Source organism: Acinetobacter sp. GSS19 (assembly GCF_028621895.1).
Taxonomy (GTDB): Bacteria; Pseudomonadota; Gammaproteobacteria; order Pseudomonadales; family Moraxellaceae; genus Acinetobacter.
On record NZ_CP117520.1, the window covers coordinates 847,333 to 862,404 of the forward strand.

Genomic DNA, 15,072 nt, shown 5'->3' on the forward strand with positions numbered 1-15,072 from the left:
CGTTTCATTGGTTCTCATCAGCAGAAATGTTTTTTTACTTATATTTATAGAGAATTTTCTTGAGAGATGGCTGGAAAACTTACCATCATGAACAGCAATCATCTGCTAATGAATTTTTCTATTCGTGCATTTCGTTAAAATATGGCAGAATAGACGGTTTTAAAGATTCTAGAGGATTGGCAGATGCGCTTTGTTGATGAAGCAGTCATTACCGTAGAGGCGGGCGACGGTGGCAATGGCGTAGCCAGTTTTCGCCGTGAAAAATTTGTACCCTTCGGTGGTCCGGATGGGGGCGACGGTGGTCGTGGCGGCAGCATTTATATTCAGGCTGACGACGATACCAGTACCCTTGTCGATTACCGTTATACCCGTAAATTTCGCGCTGAACGTGGTAAAAATGGTGCAGGCGCAAACTGTGCAGGCCGTGGCGGTCAAGATGTGATCTTGAAAGTTCCAGTAGGCACAACCATCGTAGATACTGAATCAGGCGATATTATTGGTGACTTGGTGACCGATGGGCAACGCGTTATGGTTGCTGCAGGTGGTGATGGTGGTTTGGGTAATACTCACTTTAAATCATCCACTAACCGTGCACCACGTAAATGTACTCACGGCATTAAAGGCGAGTTCCGTGAAATTCGTCTTGAGCTGAAAGTACTGGCTGATGTTGGTTTGTTGGGTATGCCAAATGCTGGTAAATCGACTTTCATCCGTGCTGTTTCTGCGGCAAAACCAAAGGTTGCCGATTATCCATTTACCACCATGGTACCGAACCTGGGCGTGGTCGATGCCGACCGTCACCGCTCATTCGTCATGGCTGATATTCCTGGATTGATCGAAGGTGCTGCGGAAGGTGCTGGTCTGGGCATACGCTTCCTGAAGCATTTGGCACGTACCCGTATTTTGTTGCATATCGTGGATGTACAGCCAATTGATGGTTCAGACCCGGTACATAATGCCAAAGCGATTATGGGTGAGTTGAAAAAATTCTCACCAACCTTGGCGAAATTACCGATTGTATTGGTATTGAACAAGCTGGATCAGCTGGAAGACGAAGCACGTGATGAATGGTGCCAACATATTCTGGATGAGTTGCAATGGACAGGTCCAGTCTTTAAAACCTCTGGCTTGATGGCCGAAGGCACAAAAGAAGTCGTGTATTACCTGATGGATCAGATCGAACAGCAACGTGAACGCGAAGTTGAAGATCCTGAATATGCACGTGAAATGAAAGCCTTCCGTGATCAGCTGGAAGAAGAGACACGCGAGCAAACCATCGCTGCGAAAGAAGCCTACCGTGCTGCACGTAAGGCACAGCGTCTTGCAAGCCTTGAAGAAGGTGAGGATGACGACTTCGATGACGACGAAGATGATGATAACGATGTGGAAGTGATCTACGTACGTTAAGTAGAACCGAGGACAAGATGATAGAAGTGGTAAATGGGCAACGTCAGCTCACAGCGTGTAAACGGATCGTTGTAAAGATTGGATCATCTCTACTCACCGCAAATGGGCAAGGTTTGGATTTGGACGCGATTTCGCATTGGGCGAATCAGATTGCCAATCTACACAATGCCGGACATGAAATTATTTTGGTGTCCTCTGGTGCGGTGGCTGAAGGGATGGTTCGCATGAAACTGGCGAGCCGACCCACCGATTTACCGAGTCTGCAAGCTTGTGCCGCGATTGGTCAAATGGGTTTGATTCAAACCTGGTCGAGCGTGCTCGATCAGCATGATATCAAAACTGCCCAGATTCTACTGACCCATGATGATCTTGCGGATCGTCGTCGTTATCTCAACTCCTGTGATGCCCTGCAACATCTGATTGAGTGGCGCGTGATTCCTGTCATTAACGAGAATGACACGGTTTCAACCGATGAAATTCGCTTTGGTGATAATGATACTTTGGCGGCTATGGTAGCGGGTCAGGTACATGCGGATTTACTGATTATTCTGACTGATCAGCAAGGCATGTTTGATGCTGATCCACGTTCAAATCCGAATGCCAAACTGTTGACCAGTGTCCGTGCCTTGGATGATGAACTGTTTGAGATGGCGGGCGGCGGCGGCGTGTTGGGTCGGGGTGGTATGGTAACCAAAGTCCGTGCTGCACGTCTGGCCGCAAAATCAGGCTGTCCAACGCTGATCGCCAGTGGTGAGAGTGACAACGTCTTATCACGTCTGATGGCCGGTGAAATGTTGGGCACTTTGTTTACAACGGACAATGACCGTATTACCGCACACCAGCAATGGTTAGCGGCACATTTGCAAACTGCAGGCCGTCTGGTATTGGATGATGGTGCAGTCGCAGCCATCAAGGAACAGCACCGCAGTTTATTACCTGTGGGCGTGAAAACCGTCGAAGGGCATTTTGAGCGCGGTGATGTGGTGGAATGTGTCGATACACAAGGCAAGCGCATTGCAGTAGGACGAGTGAATTTCAGTTCGCGTTCAGCAGAACGGGTGAAAGGTCTGTCTTCGGATAAAGTTTTGCAGGTATTAGGTGAGGCCCGTTCTCTGGAAATGATTCACCGTGACCACATGGCAATTTATTAATTCAGTGCTGCTCTGTTATCAAAAGCTCGCTTAGGCGAGCTTTTTTATGTTTACTAGTGGCGGAAGTTGCTGATCGACACCGACCATAAAACACTGCTGTGCTAGGCTTAACATTTCTAGGTCTTCATGACTATTGCCATAAGCATAGACCTGTGCAAATTCCTCAAGTCGATATTGTTGTAACACCCGGCGTTTTTTCTCGGCACAGCTACAGTCTGCACTCAGGTAATTTCCAGTAAAACGCTGGTTCTGCACTTCAGTTGCGCTACAAATCAAGTCAATCGCCAAAGCATCACATAGGGGTTTTAAATATACGTCAACTGACGCAGAAACCAAGACCACACGGTCTCCAAGTTGCTGATGCTGTTGCAACCGTTCCAGCAATTGCGGATCTAAATCATCCAGTAACAGCTCAGCATAATCTTGAGCCAGTTTTTCTAGCTCAGTCGCAGAGGTATCTTTGAACATGGCCGCAAATAGTTTTGGACGCATGGCATGGGCAGGGTAGAGCTTTAAATAATAGGCTTGGATCCAGGGAAGAATTTTTAAACCTTGCCGCAAAATATGTCGTTTAGACAAGGCAAAGAAAATGAACCCGGTGAAACTGTCACGCTTACACAGGGTTCCATCAAAATCAAACAGGGCGAGATTTATATTTTGACGCGTTTGGCGCGTTGCATACATGAGGTATATCGTCCATTTACACGTGTTGCAAACCAGTTGGTATTGTAGTCCCGGCTCAGTTTCGGGCCGGAAATCACCACTTCAGGCATGATGGCATAAATGGGTTGTTTGCCTGTTTTGGCTTGGTACAGTTTTTTCACTGCAATGTAAGTTTGGGTTTCTTCAAAATCTTTTTCTTTTTCCTTACTGAGATCCGCACGGATCTGGCGAGGGGTGACCAGTACATTGTTAGCGGCAAAGACGGCAATCAGCTCACGTTCGGACTGGCTTTGGGTAGAACGTACATCACCATCTTTGGTATATAACAGCAAGTCGCCATCGAGATCGAGTTCTTCTTCAGTCAGGTCATTCAACATGCTTTGGAACGCTGCATTACGGCTAGAGTACATGCCTGAATTATAGTCTGCAAAACGGTACAATGGTTTTTCATAGTCTGCCGGATACATCATCAGACGATGGATCCCGTAGTACAGACCGCCGTACTGCGTGTATAAATCGCTGCGCAATTCGGCTATATTCATGCTGGAACGTTTATGTTCCTTGGCGTAGCTGATATGGACCTGCATGGAACCCAACGTTGTAATTGGGTTCATTTTTTCTCCCATATCCTGTCCCACCAGTTTGGCGGCACCAGTTAAGGCACTGACATGGTAATGCTTGGTCATGTAGTCAAAAATTTCCTGATACAACAGGTCGAGTTCTTGCTCGGTTTTGACCTTACGCATTTGACTTAAATAATTGTTATCAGGACTAGGTTGATTCTTTAAGACATCTTCAAAATAACCGGCAATCGTTCCACCCAGCTTGTCGCCGAATTTTTCTTTAAATTTTTCTTCCAGACGTGTACTGACTTCCTTGACGGCTTTAGACCCGAGTCCCGGCACTTGAGGATCTGCAACAAAGTTGGATTCCTGATCTACGACCGCAATGACGCTACAGACATTTTGTTTATTTCGTGGAATCCCGAGCTGTTGCATGATGTCATGGATGTCTTTGGCCCAGGATGCTTTGTTTTGCACACGGCCTGGAATCAGACGGGCAATATGTTGATCCTCGAGTTCGGGTTCATCATTTTTAGACCACCATGAACTGTCGCCACAAGCAGCAAGACCAAGTGTCAAGGTAATGAGAGTGGTAGCTTTCAACAAGCGGGAAGGTTGAGACGATTTATTCATGCTGATGCAAACACATTCAGAAAAGGATGAGCCGACAGGGCGGATGCAGTATACTATGCGGGTTGCAAAAAGTATGAATATATATGTATATCGGTCCTTATCAGCTGTCAAATAATTTAATCGTTGCGCCTATGGCTGGCGTGACGGATCGCCCGTTCCGGACGTTATGCAAGTACTTTGGTGCTGGGCATGCGGTGAGTGAAATGATGACAGCCGACAAGACCTTACGTATGAGTAAAAAAAGTCTCTACCGGGCGAATTTTGATGGGGAGCTGGCTCCGATTTCCGCGCAGATAGCAGGTTCTGATCCTGAACAACTGGCTGAAGCAGCACGTTATCAGGTGGCGAATGGTGCACAAATTGTTGATATCAACATGGGCTGTCCGGCTAAAAAAGTCTGCAATAAACTGGCAGGTTCCGCCTTGTTGCAAGATGAAGATCTGGTGGCACGTATTCTGGACACTGTGGTGGCTGCGGTCGATGTGCCCGTGACTTTAAAAACCCGTTTGGGTTATTTAAATGGACAGGAAAATATTTTGCGTGTCGCACAACGGGCTGAACAGGCGGGGATAGCTGCTTTGGCATTGCATGGACGAACCCGTGAAGACATGTATTTAAATACTGCGCGTTATGAGCTGATCAAAGAAGTCAAACAACTGCTAACAATTCCTGTCATCGCGAATGGTGATATCGACAGTCCGGAAAAGGCCAAATATGTGCTGGATTATACCGGTGCAGATGCGGTGATGATTGGCCGCGCCGCGCAGGGGCGTCCGTGGATTTTTCGTGAGATCGCGCATTATCTGCAAACTGGGGAACATTTGGCTGCACCCGCGATTGCCGAGGTAAAAGCCGTCTTGCTCGGACATCTGGCCGAACTCTATGAATTCTATGGCGAATATTCAGGTTGCCGAATCGCACGCAAGCATATCGCTTGGTATACCAAAGGTCTGCATTCGAGTAATGAATTCCGCCAGCAGATGTATCAGGTGGAAAGCACTGCACAACAAGCGCAAGTAGTCGAGCAGTATTTTAATCAGTTGCTCGCGCAGGGTGAAACCCTCAATGACGTACAGACGGAAAATGTGAATCTGCTTGTAATGCATTAAGCATCATAAAACCCTTGAGGCAACTGAACCACAGTTGCCCCGGCGTGAATTAATGACCTTGTTTTATTTCTAAAACCAGCTGGTTGATCAGATCGGTTGCTTCAAGCTCACGTATTTGTGCGACATTACTGCCAGCCCAGAAAGCCCCATAACCTTGATCGCCTTGTGCGCTGGCGACAGCATGCAGTTGTTTCGCCAGATCATAAGTATAAGGATAGCCTGGAACTTCAGGACGGTGTGGCTGTTCAATCTGCATGTGCCAGCGGTTGATCAGACCACGAGCCGGGCGACCGGAAATGCTGCTGGTGATTTGGGTGAGCGGCTGGTTGAATAAAGCCTGGCGATAGGCTGTATTGGCATTTGAACTGCGGCACTGTACAAAGGCAGTCCCCAGTTGAACGGCCTCTGCCCCGAGTTTTAACATCAATCTGGCCTGTTGACCATTCATGATGCCGCCCGCTGCAACAATCGGACGTTGACAGTGTTTGTGAATAAGCTGGACCAAGTCAGCGGTCTTAATAGAGGCATCAATCGCAGGATTAAAAATACCACGATGGCCACCGGCTTCAATGCCTTGGGCGATAATGATATCAATTCCGGCTGCTTCGATCGCTTGAGCTTCCGCTAGATTGGTCGCAGAAACCATCGTGATAATACCAGCCTGTTTCAGGGCCTGAATCTGTTTAGGATGTGGGATACCAAAGTGAAAACTGACCGCTTTGGGACGCGTGTCCAGTACCAGATTTAACAATTCATTATTATCACGAAAACTAGGGTAAATACATTGCAAGCTTTCTGGTGGTGTGGCACCAAATTCAGCAAAAGCTGGACGTAGATATTTAATCCAGCGAGCAGCGGTTTCTGGATTCAGTGCTTCAGTTTCATGGCAGAAAAAGTTGAGCTGAAAAGGTTGCTCAGTCAGGGCGCGGGTCGCTTCAATTTGCTGGCGGGCGGATGCAATGGAACTTGCGCCTAAACCTAAACTGCCGAATGCTCCAGAATTGGAAACTTCAGCTGCCAGTTCAGGAGTAGACACGCCTGCCATTGGAGCAAGCAAAATTGGATGCTTAATGGATAATTGTTCTAGAATTGACATAAGTAACTGCTCCAGTTCATACAGATAACTTAGTCGAAATCATTTTTCTAAAGCAAACAATATTCAGTATTTTATACAAAAATATTGCATCAAATTGATCAGAAGGATTCAATTTTAAAGCATGTGTATACAATGATACGGATATGTCGAAATACACTTCTATATTCCTGATATAAGTGATTTACCAGCCAGTGTTAATGATGACCCCATGCCGAAAAATTGTCCCGTTAAAAAGAAAAAAGCCCTTCTGGGCTTTTTTCTGTAGGCAAAGACTTAAAGACGATTAATTCTTCGCGTCTTCTTTCACGTTGCGAGCCCCTTTTTCCACACTATCTGCCGCCGTAGCTGTGGCATCACGTGCGGCTCGTTCTGCTTCTTGAGCTGCTTCACGAGTTTCTTCCGCAGCTTCTTCAGCAGCCGCTTCAGTTTTAGCTGCTGCATTGCGTGCAGCATCATTCACATCATGTGCAGCTTGTTCAGAGGCTTTTTCTAAATGTTCACCTGTGGTGGCACCGGTCTCTGGTTTCTCTTCTTTATTACAGCCGACCAGTGCAACTGTTGTAGCAAGACCCAAAGCAATCAGTAGTTTATTCATTGTTGATTTTCCTTTTTTCGTTGTGATTCCAGCAGAATCTAAACACAAAAAAAGTCATGTGAATAAATGCAATTTGTTTATTCTGTTGCGAGACTGTTAAACAATGCTAAAAAAGCTGAGATCTGTTCACAGATCTCAGCTGAAAAGTATCAAAAATAAGAGACCGTTACATTTATTGCCCATTACGGATAATGTAATCAAAGGCAGAGAGAGAAGCCTTCGCACCTTCACCGGTCGCAATGATAATCTGTTTGTATGGCACTGTGGTACAGTCACCTGCGGCAAACACCCCTTTTACATTGGTCTCATTGCGTTCATTAATCACAATCTCACCACGGCTATTCAGTTCCACCACTTCTTTCAGGAATTCAGTGTTTGGTAATAATCCGATCTGAACGAAAATCCCGGCCAAGGCAATTTCATGTTCTGTCCCCGTCGTACGGTCCTGATAACGGAGTGCCGTCGCCTGGCTGCCATCACCGACGACTTCCGTGGTCAAGGCTGATTTGATTACGCTGGTATTTGGCAAGCTGTTTAATTTGTTCTGCAATACTTGATCGGCACGCAAAGTATCCGAGAATTCAAGCAGGGTGACATGTTCTACAATCCCGGCCAAATCAATTGCCGCTTCTACGCCTGAATTCCCCCCACCAATCACTGCAACACGTTTGCCTTTAAACAGTGGACCATCACAGTGTGGACAGTAAGCCACACCACGAGTACGGTATTCCGCTTCACCCGGAACATTCATTTCTCTCCAGCGCGCACCGGTTGAGAGAATAACGGTTTTCGATTCAAGTTTTGCACCATTTTCCAGCTCCACTTGCACCAGACCATTCGCGGTTTTGTCTGCACCGACCAAATGTTTCACTCTTTGCAGACTCATGATGTCCACACCATATTCACGAACGTGTTCTTCCATCGCCGCAGCAAATTTAGGTCCCTGGGTTTTCTGTACGGAAGTGAAGTTTTCAATATCCATGGTGTCCATGACCTGACCACCCAAACGCTCCGCCACAATGCCGGTTTTGATGCCTTTACGTGCGGCATAAATCGCAGCGGTATTGCCTGCAGGGCCACCACCAATCACCAGCACATCAAAGGCCGCTTTGGCATTGAGTTTTTCTGCATCTTTCGCGGCTGAGTTGCTGTCCAATTTGGCGATGATTTCTTCCAGCGTCATTCGACCTTGACCGATATGCTGGTTGTCCTGGAATACCATGGGAACCGCCATGATTTTGCGTTCTTCAACCTCTTCCTGGAAGAAAGCTCCATCAATCATGGTCGCTGTGGTGCCCGGGTTGTAAATGGCGATCAGGTTTAGTGCCTGCACCACGTCCGGACAGTTATGACAGCTAAGCGACACAAATACATCAAAGTCAGCGGTCAGGTTCAGCCCCTTAATCTGGGCTAGAACTTCGTCAGACACTTTTGGTGCATAACCGGAAACTTGTAATAAGGCCAGAATCAATGAGGTGAACTCGTGTCCCATCGGCAAACCGGCAAAGTTCACGCGGGGTTGTTCACCAGTTTTCGCAATGCCAAAACTTGGACGACGGCTGTTTTGACCGTCAAAGCGAGCGGTGACTTTGTCAGACAATACGGCAATTTCTTCCACCAGTTCTTTGATTTTGACGGCTTTGTCAGAGTCATCGAGAGACGCCACCAGTTCGATTGGGCCTTGTAAACGTTGTAATAAAGTTTTCAGTTGTGCTGTAGTGTTCTGATCTAACACGGCTTATGCTCCCAATATAGTGTCTCTTTTCAATGGATTTATCATACGATAGCTTTCTTGATTGGTGAAATGTTTTATTTTTATAAAAACGATCGTTTTTTTAAATTAATGATTGGGTTTTTAAATTTTTAGGGCAGGCACTTTATTTTTCATCAAAAAATACTTTTATTTTTTACGGTAAATTTGCATGATAACGCTGCATATTGGAGATGGAGAGGTCAGCAATGCAGTTGGCTCGAGGGATTTATCAGCATTATAAAGGACAGCTTTATCAGGTCTTTCACGTGGCACGGCATAGTGAAACAGGAGAAGCACTCGTGGTTTATCAATGTCTGTATGGCGATTATTCGATGTGGGTTCGTCCATTGAGTATGTTTGTTGAACAGGTTGAAATTGATGGACACTGGCAGGCGCGTTTTCAATTGCTACAAGCCTTGGATTAAATGAAAAAAAGACGTGAAGAATGGGCTTCACGTCTGAAAGCGTTAAGCAATTGATAACTTGCTAAAATGTAAATCATATTGCAGATATTTTTCTACAAAAGCCGCTTTATTCTCAGAGCGCAGTAAATTGTTATAAATAAATTCCGGAACCGGATGGTACAGTTCCCCCGTACCATTACTATAAAAAATCTTTAAGTAGCGAGATGCAGGGCTATATTTCCAGTGGATGACCACAAGCACTTTTTCCATACGCGTCCCTCCTTGTTATTTTTGTATATGTTAAAACGTCCTGTTTTTTTTAAAGGCTAATGTCTTTATTGGTCTTGTTTGATTTGAATGTACTCCTGTTTCTGCAACCTGGGTAGAGGGATTGCATGAAAACCTTAAAATAAATCACAGACAATAAAAAACCACTCACAGAGGAGTGGTTTTTAGTTGAAATCTATTCTTTACAGATTAGATTTTACCAACTAGGTCGATTGAAGGAGCAAGTGTTGCATCGCCTTCTTTCCATTTAGCAGGGCAAACTTCACCTGGGTGAGCGTGAACGTATTGCGCTGCTTTTACTTTGCGAAGAAGTTCTTGCGCATCACGGCCGATACCGCCTGCATTGATTTCAACGATTTGGATTTTGCCTTCTGGATCGATAACGAAAGTACCACGATCAGCAAGGCCAGCACCTTCAATTAATACTTCGAAGTTTTTAGCCAAAGTCCAAGTTGGGTCGCCAACCATTGGGTATTCGATTTTCTTGATTTCAGCAGAGCTGTCGTGCCAAGCTTTGTGAGTGAAGTGAGTATCAGTCGATACTGCATAGATTTCAACACCTAGCTTTTTGAATTCAGCGTAGTTGTCAGCAAGGTCACCCAATTCAGTTGGGCAAACGAAAGTGAAGTCTGCTGGATAGAAGAAGAATACAGACCATTTGCCTTTAAGATCAGCTTCAGTAAGGTCGATGAATTGGCCGTTATGGAAAGCAGTTGCTTTAAATGGTTTAACTTCAGTATTAATTAAGCTCATCATTGTCTCCATGATTGAGATGATTATTGGATTTCGAGGTTTATCTTAAATAACTTTGTGTTATTGGTGAAATAGTATTTTTTTATTGAAGGAATCGGAAAAATGAATTTTATCCGTTTCCCGGTGCTATTTCATCACACGCGCTGTTTTGTCTATTGAACTGGAATCAGATGATATCCATATGACAACTACATCGCGATTCTAGCGCTTTCAAATTTATGGGGACGAATGATCTTAATTCAAGGCCAGATATTTCAAAAAAGAAAAAATATATCCCTGGTGGTTTGCTTTCTCTAGTCGGCATTCCCACGTAAAATAGGCGACCAACCTAGATTTTGTATATACAAGGATATGAGCCCGGTGTTGAGTCATTTAAATGTAGATCAATTTGTCATGGCGCGTGACCGACATCGTTTAAATCGACTGCGTAAAGGTAAAGAAGCCCATCCAGAAGAATATCAGGAACTGTTTGAACGTTCCAACCATAAAGTCCGTGAACGTCTGGCTCGCATTCCACAGATCAAGCTGAACCAGGAACTGCCGGTGACCCAGTATGCGGATCGGCTGATTCAGGCGATTCAGCAGCATCAGGTGATCATTGTGGCTGGTGAAACCGGTTCTGGTAAAACCACCCAGTTACCACAGATTGCCATGTTGGCCGGTCGTGGCCTTACTGGCCTGATCGGTCATACCCAGCCGCGTCGTCTGGCGGCACGCAGTGTATCGCAGCGGATTGCCGAAGAAGTCGGGCAGCAATTGGGCGAAGCCATCAGTTTCAAAATCCGCTTTAATGAACAGGGTTCACAAGACTCAATTGTCCGTTTGATGACGGACGGGATTTTGCTAGCAGAACTGGCCAATGACAAATATCTGAGTAAATATGACACCATTATCATCGATGAAGCGCATGAACGTTCATTAAATATCGATTTCATTATGGGTTATTTGAAGCAATTGTTGCCAAAACGCCCTGATCTGAAAATCATTGTGACTTCAGCGACTTTAGACGTAAATCGTTTCAGCCAATATTTCAATAATGCCCCGATTTTTGAAGTCGAAGGCCGTAGTTATCCGGTTGAAGTGCGCTATCGTCCGATTTCTGAACTGACCATTGGCGGAAGTGACGATGATGACTTTGATGATTTCGAAGAAAATCTGCCGCGAGCGGTGGTGCAAGCTGTGGAAGAGTGTTTTCAGGATGCCGAAGAAAAAGGCCATCCGGAACATGCTGATATTCTGATTTTTGCCAGTACCGAGCAGGAAATTCGTGAACTGCAGGAAACCCTGCAGAAATACGGCCCACGCCATACCGAAATTTTACCGCTCTTTGCCCGTCTGGCCATTGCCGAGCAGCAAAAGATTTTCAGCCCGAGTGGTAAAGGGCGACGGATTATTATTGCCACCAACGTAGCAGAAACCGCGTTGACTGTACCCAATATACGCTATGTGATTGATAGTGGTTTTGCCCGCATCTCGCGTTATAACTATCGTTCTCGTGTACAGCGTCTGCCAATTGAAGCCATTTCACAGGCAGCAGCCAACCAGCGTAAAGGCCGTTGTGGCCGTATTGCGCCGGGTGTTTGTATTCGTCTGTATAGTGAGGAAGATTTTCTCAGTCGTCCGGAATTTACCGAACCGGAAATCAAACGCACCAACCTGGCTTCAGTGATTCTGCAAATGCAGAGTCTAGGTCTGGGCTCACTGGAACAGTTTGACTTTATTGAGCCACCGGATCATCGTTTGGTCAATGATGGACGTAAGCTGCTGGTTGAACTTGGCGCACTGAATGAAAATAAAGGTGAACTGACCAAAGTTGGACAGATGATGGCGCGGATGCCAATTGACCCGCGTCTGGCCCGAATGATTCTGGGCGGTGCACATTTTGGTGTGCTGAAAGAAGCCTTGATCGTCGTGTCTGCGCTGGCGGTACAAGATCCACGTGAACGTCCGGCCGATAAACAGATGCAAGCAGATCAAAAACATGCCTTGTTTAAAGAAGCGGATTCCGACTTCCTGTTTTATTTAAAACTCTGGGATACGCTCAGCAACAATCAAGATATTCAAAGTGAAAACAAACGGCGTACTATTGCCCGTCAGCATTTTTTAAGCTGGTTACGCCTGCGTGAATGGAAGCAGACCCATCGGCAACTGGCCGAACTGGCTGAAGGTTTAAAGTTGTCGTTTAACGAAAAACCGGCCAGTTATGAGAATCTGCATCGTGCCTTGTTAACCGGTTTATTATCGTTTATTGCCAATAAAACTGATGAACGCAATGTGTTTATGGCGGTACGCCAGCAGAAAGCACGGATTTTCCCGGCTTCGACTTTGCACAAGACCAATACACCTTGGGTGATGGCCTTCGAAATGGTAGAAACCTCACAGGTGTATTTGCGCACCTTGGCCAAAATTGAACCGGAATGGATTCTGCTGGCGGCACGTGACCTGCTGAAATATCACTATTTTGAGCCGCACTGGTCGAAGAAGGCTGGAGTCGTACATGCTTATGCACAAATCTCGCTGTTTGGTCTGATCATCCAGCCGAAACAGCAAGTCAATTTTGAAAAAGTTGATCAGGCCGCCGCGCATGAAATTTTCCTGCGTGATGCACTCACTACTGGCAATCTTGGCATTATGCCGCCATTCTTGCAGCATAATTTGCTCAAACTGGAAGAGGTGGAACGGGTTGAGGATAAATTGCGCCGTCGTGATCTGGTGGTGGATGAGGAAACTATTTACCAGTTTTATGCTGAGCGAGTTCCGGCTGAAGTGGCGAGCCGACGCTCATTTGAAGACTGGCGTGCCACAGTTGAGCCGAAAAATCCGCGTTATTTATTTGTCGAAGATGATGCGCTGTGGCTCAATGACCGGCCGACTACACAACAGTTCCCAGATTATTTACGTAATGGTGAGTTAAAGCTGGCGACCAGTTACCGCTTTGATCCAAGCCATGACGAAGATGGTGCGACCGTGAAAATTCCGTTACAGGCTTTGCCGCAAGTGGATGAAAACATCTGGTCGTGGGGCATTCCTGGTTGGCGTCAGGATTTGATTGAGGCCTTACTGAAAGCCTTGCCCAAGGACAAACGCCGCAATCTAGTGCCAATTCCGGATACTGCACGCAAGCTGCTACAAAAAATCGATGCGGTGCATTTGCGTGAACATCTGTTTAAGTTTCTAGCGTTCCAATTACGCGGTGAGCAGATCGCGGAAAAAGACTTTTCGTTTGAACGGGTCGAGCCCTATTTATTGCCTTTGATCAAGGTCGTGGATGAAAAAGGCCGGGTGATCGAGCAGGGACGTGATCTGAGTGAATTAAAAGCCCGTTGCCGTGTCGAAACTCATCGTCCTGTGAAGCAACTAAAAGGGGAGTTTAAAACCTTCCCGGAGAGTTTTGTTTTTGAAGCCAGCCAGAAAGTGACCGGGGTGGTGGTCAAGCAGTATCAGGCTTTGGTTGCTGCCAAAGCATTTGCAGAATTGGAGGCTAAGGATGAATCCGGTGTGGTGATTCATACCTTTAATGATCAGGCCGAAGCGATCCGCCAGCACCGTGAAGGGGTGATCCGTCTGATTCATTTGCAGTTGGGTGATTTAATCCGTCAGTTGAAAAAGCAGATTGCCAAACCGTTGGCACTTGCCTATTCGCCATTGGGGGATAAAGCGCAACTGGAACAGATGCTGGTCTATGCCACCTTGCAATTGGCCATGGCGGATTTGCCGATCAATGCGGTTGAATTTCATCAGACCTTGGATACAGTGAAAAAGAGCTTCTTGTCGCAAGGACAGGAGGCACTGAAAATCTTGAGCGAAATTTATATCCAATGGCAAGAGATTCGACGCAAACTGTTAATGCTGGATGCTGATATTTTTGGCCGTAGTATCGATGATGTTGAGGATCAGCTGGATTTAATGAGTCTGAAAGATTTTGTTTACTGTAAACAGGCCCGGACTTGGGTTGAATATCCACGCTATTTGAAAGCCTTGCTGATCCGTCTAGAGCGCTTGCCAAATAACTTACAGCGTGATGAACAGGCGATTATGCAAGTGGATCCCTGGATGGATAAGTTATTCAACTTTAAAAATGAGGAACGTCTGCAAGATGAGTTGTACCCAATGGTGGAAGAACTGCGGATTTCCCTATTTTCACAGCCGATGAAAACCAAAATGCCAGTATCCCCAACACGTCTGCAAAAGATCTGGCAACAACTTGCGCTTTAAGTAGCAAATAGAGCAAATCTATAGTGTGAAGATGAAGCAGTCGTCTGAATGAAATATGCAGCGACTGCTTCGCCTTGCTATTTGCACATAAGGGTATGTGGAATAAAAGCAGTATTGTGAGCAATATTTAAAACGCGCAAATGATTCTATATCTTCTCTATGAAATATCGGATCACAATTAAAAGGATCGATGCCTTTGTATGAGGTTTTGAGATGAGTCAGCCGAATGATTCTGATGATCGCTCACATTGCGATATCAGGGTCACTCGAATTAAGCCATCACAATCCGATAGATCAGAATGATGAAAGTCGCAACGAGGACAATGAGAGACAGAATAATCAAGATATTATTAGAGGAAAATTTCATCAGCAATGTTCTAGTTATTATTTAATATTTTATATAACAAAAACTTAACAAAAGAACAATCCGGTAGCTCTCTTT

The 15,072-nt window shown here is 45.7% G+C and carries 12 protein-coding genes; 5 read left to right on the forward strand and 7 right to left on the reverse strand.

Annotation, left to right across the window (positions count from 1 at the left end):
• Positions 1-183: 183 nt before the first annotated feature.
• Entirely contained in the window at positions 184-1,407 is a 1,224-nt protein-coding gene (cgtA, locus tag PGW99_RS04115) for an Obg family GTPase CgtA (protein ID WP_273778876.1), read from the forward strand.
• Between the two features lie 17 nt (positions 1,408-1,424).
• Complete coding sequence (proB, locus tag PGW99_RS04120) at positions 1,425-2,558, forward strand: glutamate 5-kinase (protein WP_273778877.1); 1,134 nt, start codon at positions 1,425-1,427, stop codon at positions 2,556-2,558.
• A 30-nt stretch (positions 2,559-2,588) separates the two neighbouring features.
• Here proB and PGW99_RS04125 read toward each other — a convergent pair whose 3' ends face one another.
• Complete coding sequence (locus tag PGW99_RS04125; protein ID WP_273778879.1) at positions 2,589-3,242, reverse strand: HAD-IB family hydrolase; 654 nt, start codon at positions 3,240-3,242, stop codon at positions 2,589-2,591.
• Entirely contained in the window at positions 3,209-4,417 is a 1,209-nt protein-coding gene (locus PGW99_RS04130; RefSeq protein ID WP_273778880.1) for a DUF1615 family protein, read from the reverse strand. Before PGW99_RS04130 ends, PGW99_RS04125 begins: the two co-directional genes overlap by 34 nt.
• An 83-nt stretch (positions 4,418-4,500) precedes the next feature.
• Between PGW99_RS04130 and dusB the strand changes: the two genes are divergently transcribed.
• Positions 4,501-5,526, forward strand: coding sequence for a tRNA dihydrouridine synthase DusB (gene dusB, locus PGW99_RS04135; protein WP_273778881.1), 1,026 nt, complete (start codon positions 4,501-4,503; stop codon positions 5,524-5,526).
• A gap of 49 nt (positions 5,527-5,575) precedes the next feature.
• Here dusB and PGW99_RS04140 read toward each other — a convergent pair whose 3' ends face one another.
• The 3 genes from PGW99_RS04140 to ahpF form a co-directional block, all read right to left on the reverse strand.
• A complete protein-coding gene (locus PGW99_RS04140; protein WP_273778882.1) occupies positions 5,576-6,622 on the reverse strand; it encodes an NAD(P)H-dependent flavin oxidoreductase in 1,047 nt (348 codons plus the stop codon).
• Positions 6,623-6,905: 283 nt separating this feature from the next.
• Positions 6,906-7,217, reverse strand: coding sequence for a hypothetical protein (locus PGW99_RS04145; protein WP_273778883.1), 312 nt, complete (start codon positions 7,215-7,217; stop codon positions 6,906-6,908).
• A gap of 172 nt (positions 7,218-7,389) precedes the next feature.
• Positions 7,390-8,952 carry an alkyl hydroperoxide reductase subunit F gene (gene ahpF, locus PGW99_RS04150; RefSeq protein WP_273778884.1) on the reverse strand — a complete coding sequence of 521 codons (1,563 nt, stop codon included), beginning with the start codon at positions 8,950-8,952 and terminating at the stop codon, positions 7,390-7,392.
• Positions 8,953-9,176: 224 nt separating this feature from the next.
• Between ahpF and PGW99_RS04155 the strand changes: the two genes are divergently transcribed.
• Positions 9,177-9,395, forward strand: a complete 219-nt coding sequence (locus tag PGW99_RS04155) for a DUF1653 domain-containing protein (protein WP_273778885.1) — start codon at positions 9,177-9,179, stop codon at positions 9,393-9,395.
• Between the two features lie 42 nt (positions 9,396-9,437).
• Here the strand turns inward: PGW99_RS04155 and PGW99_RS04160 are convergent, their stop codons facing one another.
• On the reverse strand, positions 9,438-9,644 hold the full coding sequence (locus tag PGW99_RS04160) for a KTSC domain-containing protein (RefSeq protein ID WP_273778886.1): 207 nt from the start codon (positions 9,642-9,644) through the stop codon (positions 9,438-9,440).
• Between the two features lie 207 nt (positions 9,645-9,851).
• Entirely contained in the window at positions 9,852-10,415 is a 564-nt protein-coding gene (gene ahpC / locus PGW99_RS04165; RefSeq protein WP_273778887.1) for an alkyl hydroperoxide reductase subunit C, read from the reverse strand.
• A 351-nt stretch (positions 10,416-10,766) separates the two neighbouring features.
• Between ahpC and hrpA the strand changes: the two genes are divergently transcribed.
• Positions 10,767-14,630 (forward strand): ATP-dependent RNA helicase HrpA, encoded by a 3,864-nt coding sequence (hrpA, locus tag PGW99_RS04170; RefSeq protein WP_443098208.1) that lies wholly within the window; start codon positions 10,767-10,769, stop codon positions 14,628-14,630.
• Positions 14,631-15,072 lie beyond the last annotated feature (442 nt).

Excerpts from the sequence above, each read along its gene's own strand:
- cgtA (WP_273778876.1), top strand. The coding sequence starts at position 184 with ATGCGCTTTGTTGATGAAGCAGTCATTACCGTAGAGGCGGGCGACGGT.
- proB (WP_273778877.1), top strand. The coding sequence starts at position 1,425 with ATGATAGAAGTGGTAAATGGGCAACGTCAGCTCACAGCGTGTAAACGG.
- PGW99_RS04125 (WP_273778879.1), bottom strand. The coding sequence starts at position 3,242 with ATGTATGCAACGCGCCAAACGCGTCAAAATATAAATCTCGCCCTGTTT.
- PGW99_RS04130 (WP_273778880.1), bottom strand. The coding sequence starts at position 4,417 with ATGAATAAATCGTCTCAACCTTCCCGCTTGTTGAAAGCTACCACTCTC.
- dusB (WP_273778881.1), top strand. The coding sequence starts at position 4,501 with ATGTATATCGGTCCTTATCAGCTGTCAAATAATTTAATCGTTGCGCCT.
- PGW99_RS04140 (WP_273778882.1), bottom strand. The coding sequence starts at position 6,622 with ATGTCAATTCTAGAACAATTATCCATTAAGCATCCAATTTTGCTTGCT.
- PGW99_RS04145 (WP_273778883.1), bottom strand. The coding sequence starts at position 7,217 with ATGAATAAACTACTGATTGCTTTGGGTCTTGCTACAACAGTTGCACTG.
- PGW99_RS04155 (WP_273778885.1), top strand. The coding sequence starts at position 9,177 with ATGCAGTTGGCTCGAGGGATTTATCAGCATTATAAAGGACAGCTTTAT.
- PGW99_RS04160 (WP_273778886.1), bottom strand. The coding sequence starts at position 9,644 with ATGGAAAAAGTGCTTGTGGTCATCCACTGGAAATATAGCCCTGCATCT.
- ahpC (WP_273778887.1), bottom strand. The coding sequence starts at position 10,415 with ATGAGCTTAATTAATACTGAAGTTAAACCATTTAAAGCAACTGCTTTC.
- hrpA (WP_443098208.1), top strand. The coding sequence starts at position 10,767 with ATGAGCCCGGTGTTGAGTCATTTAAATGTAGATCAATTTGTCATGGCG.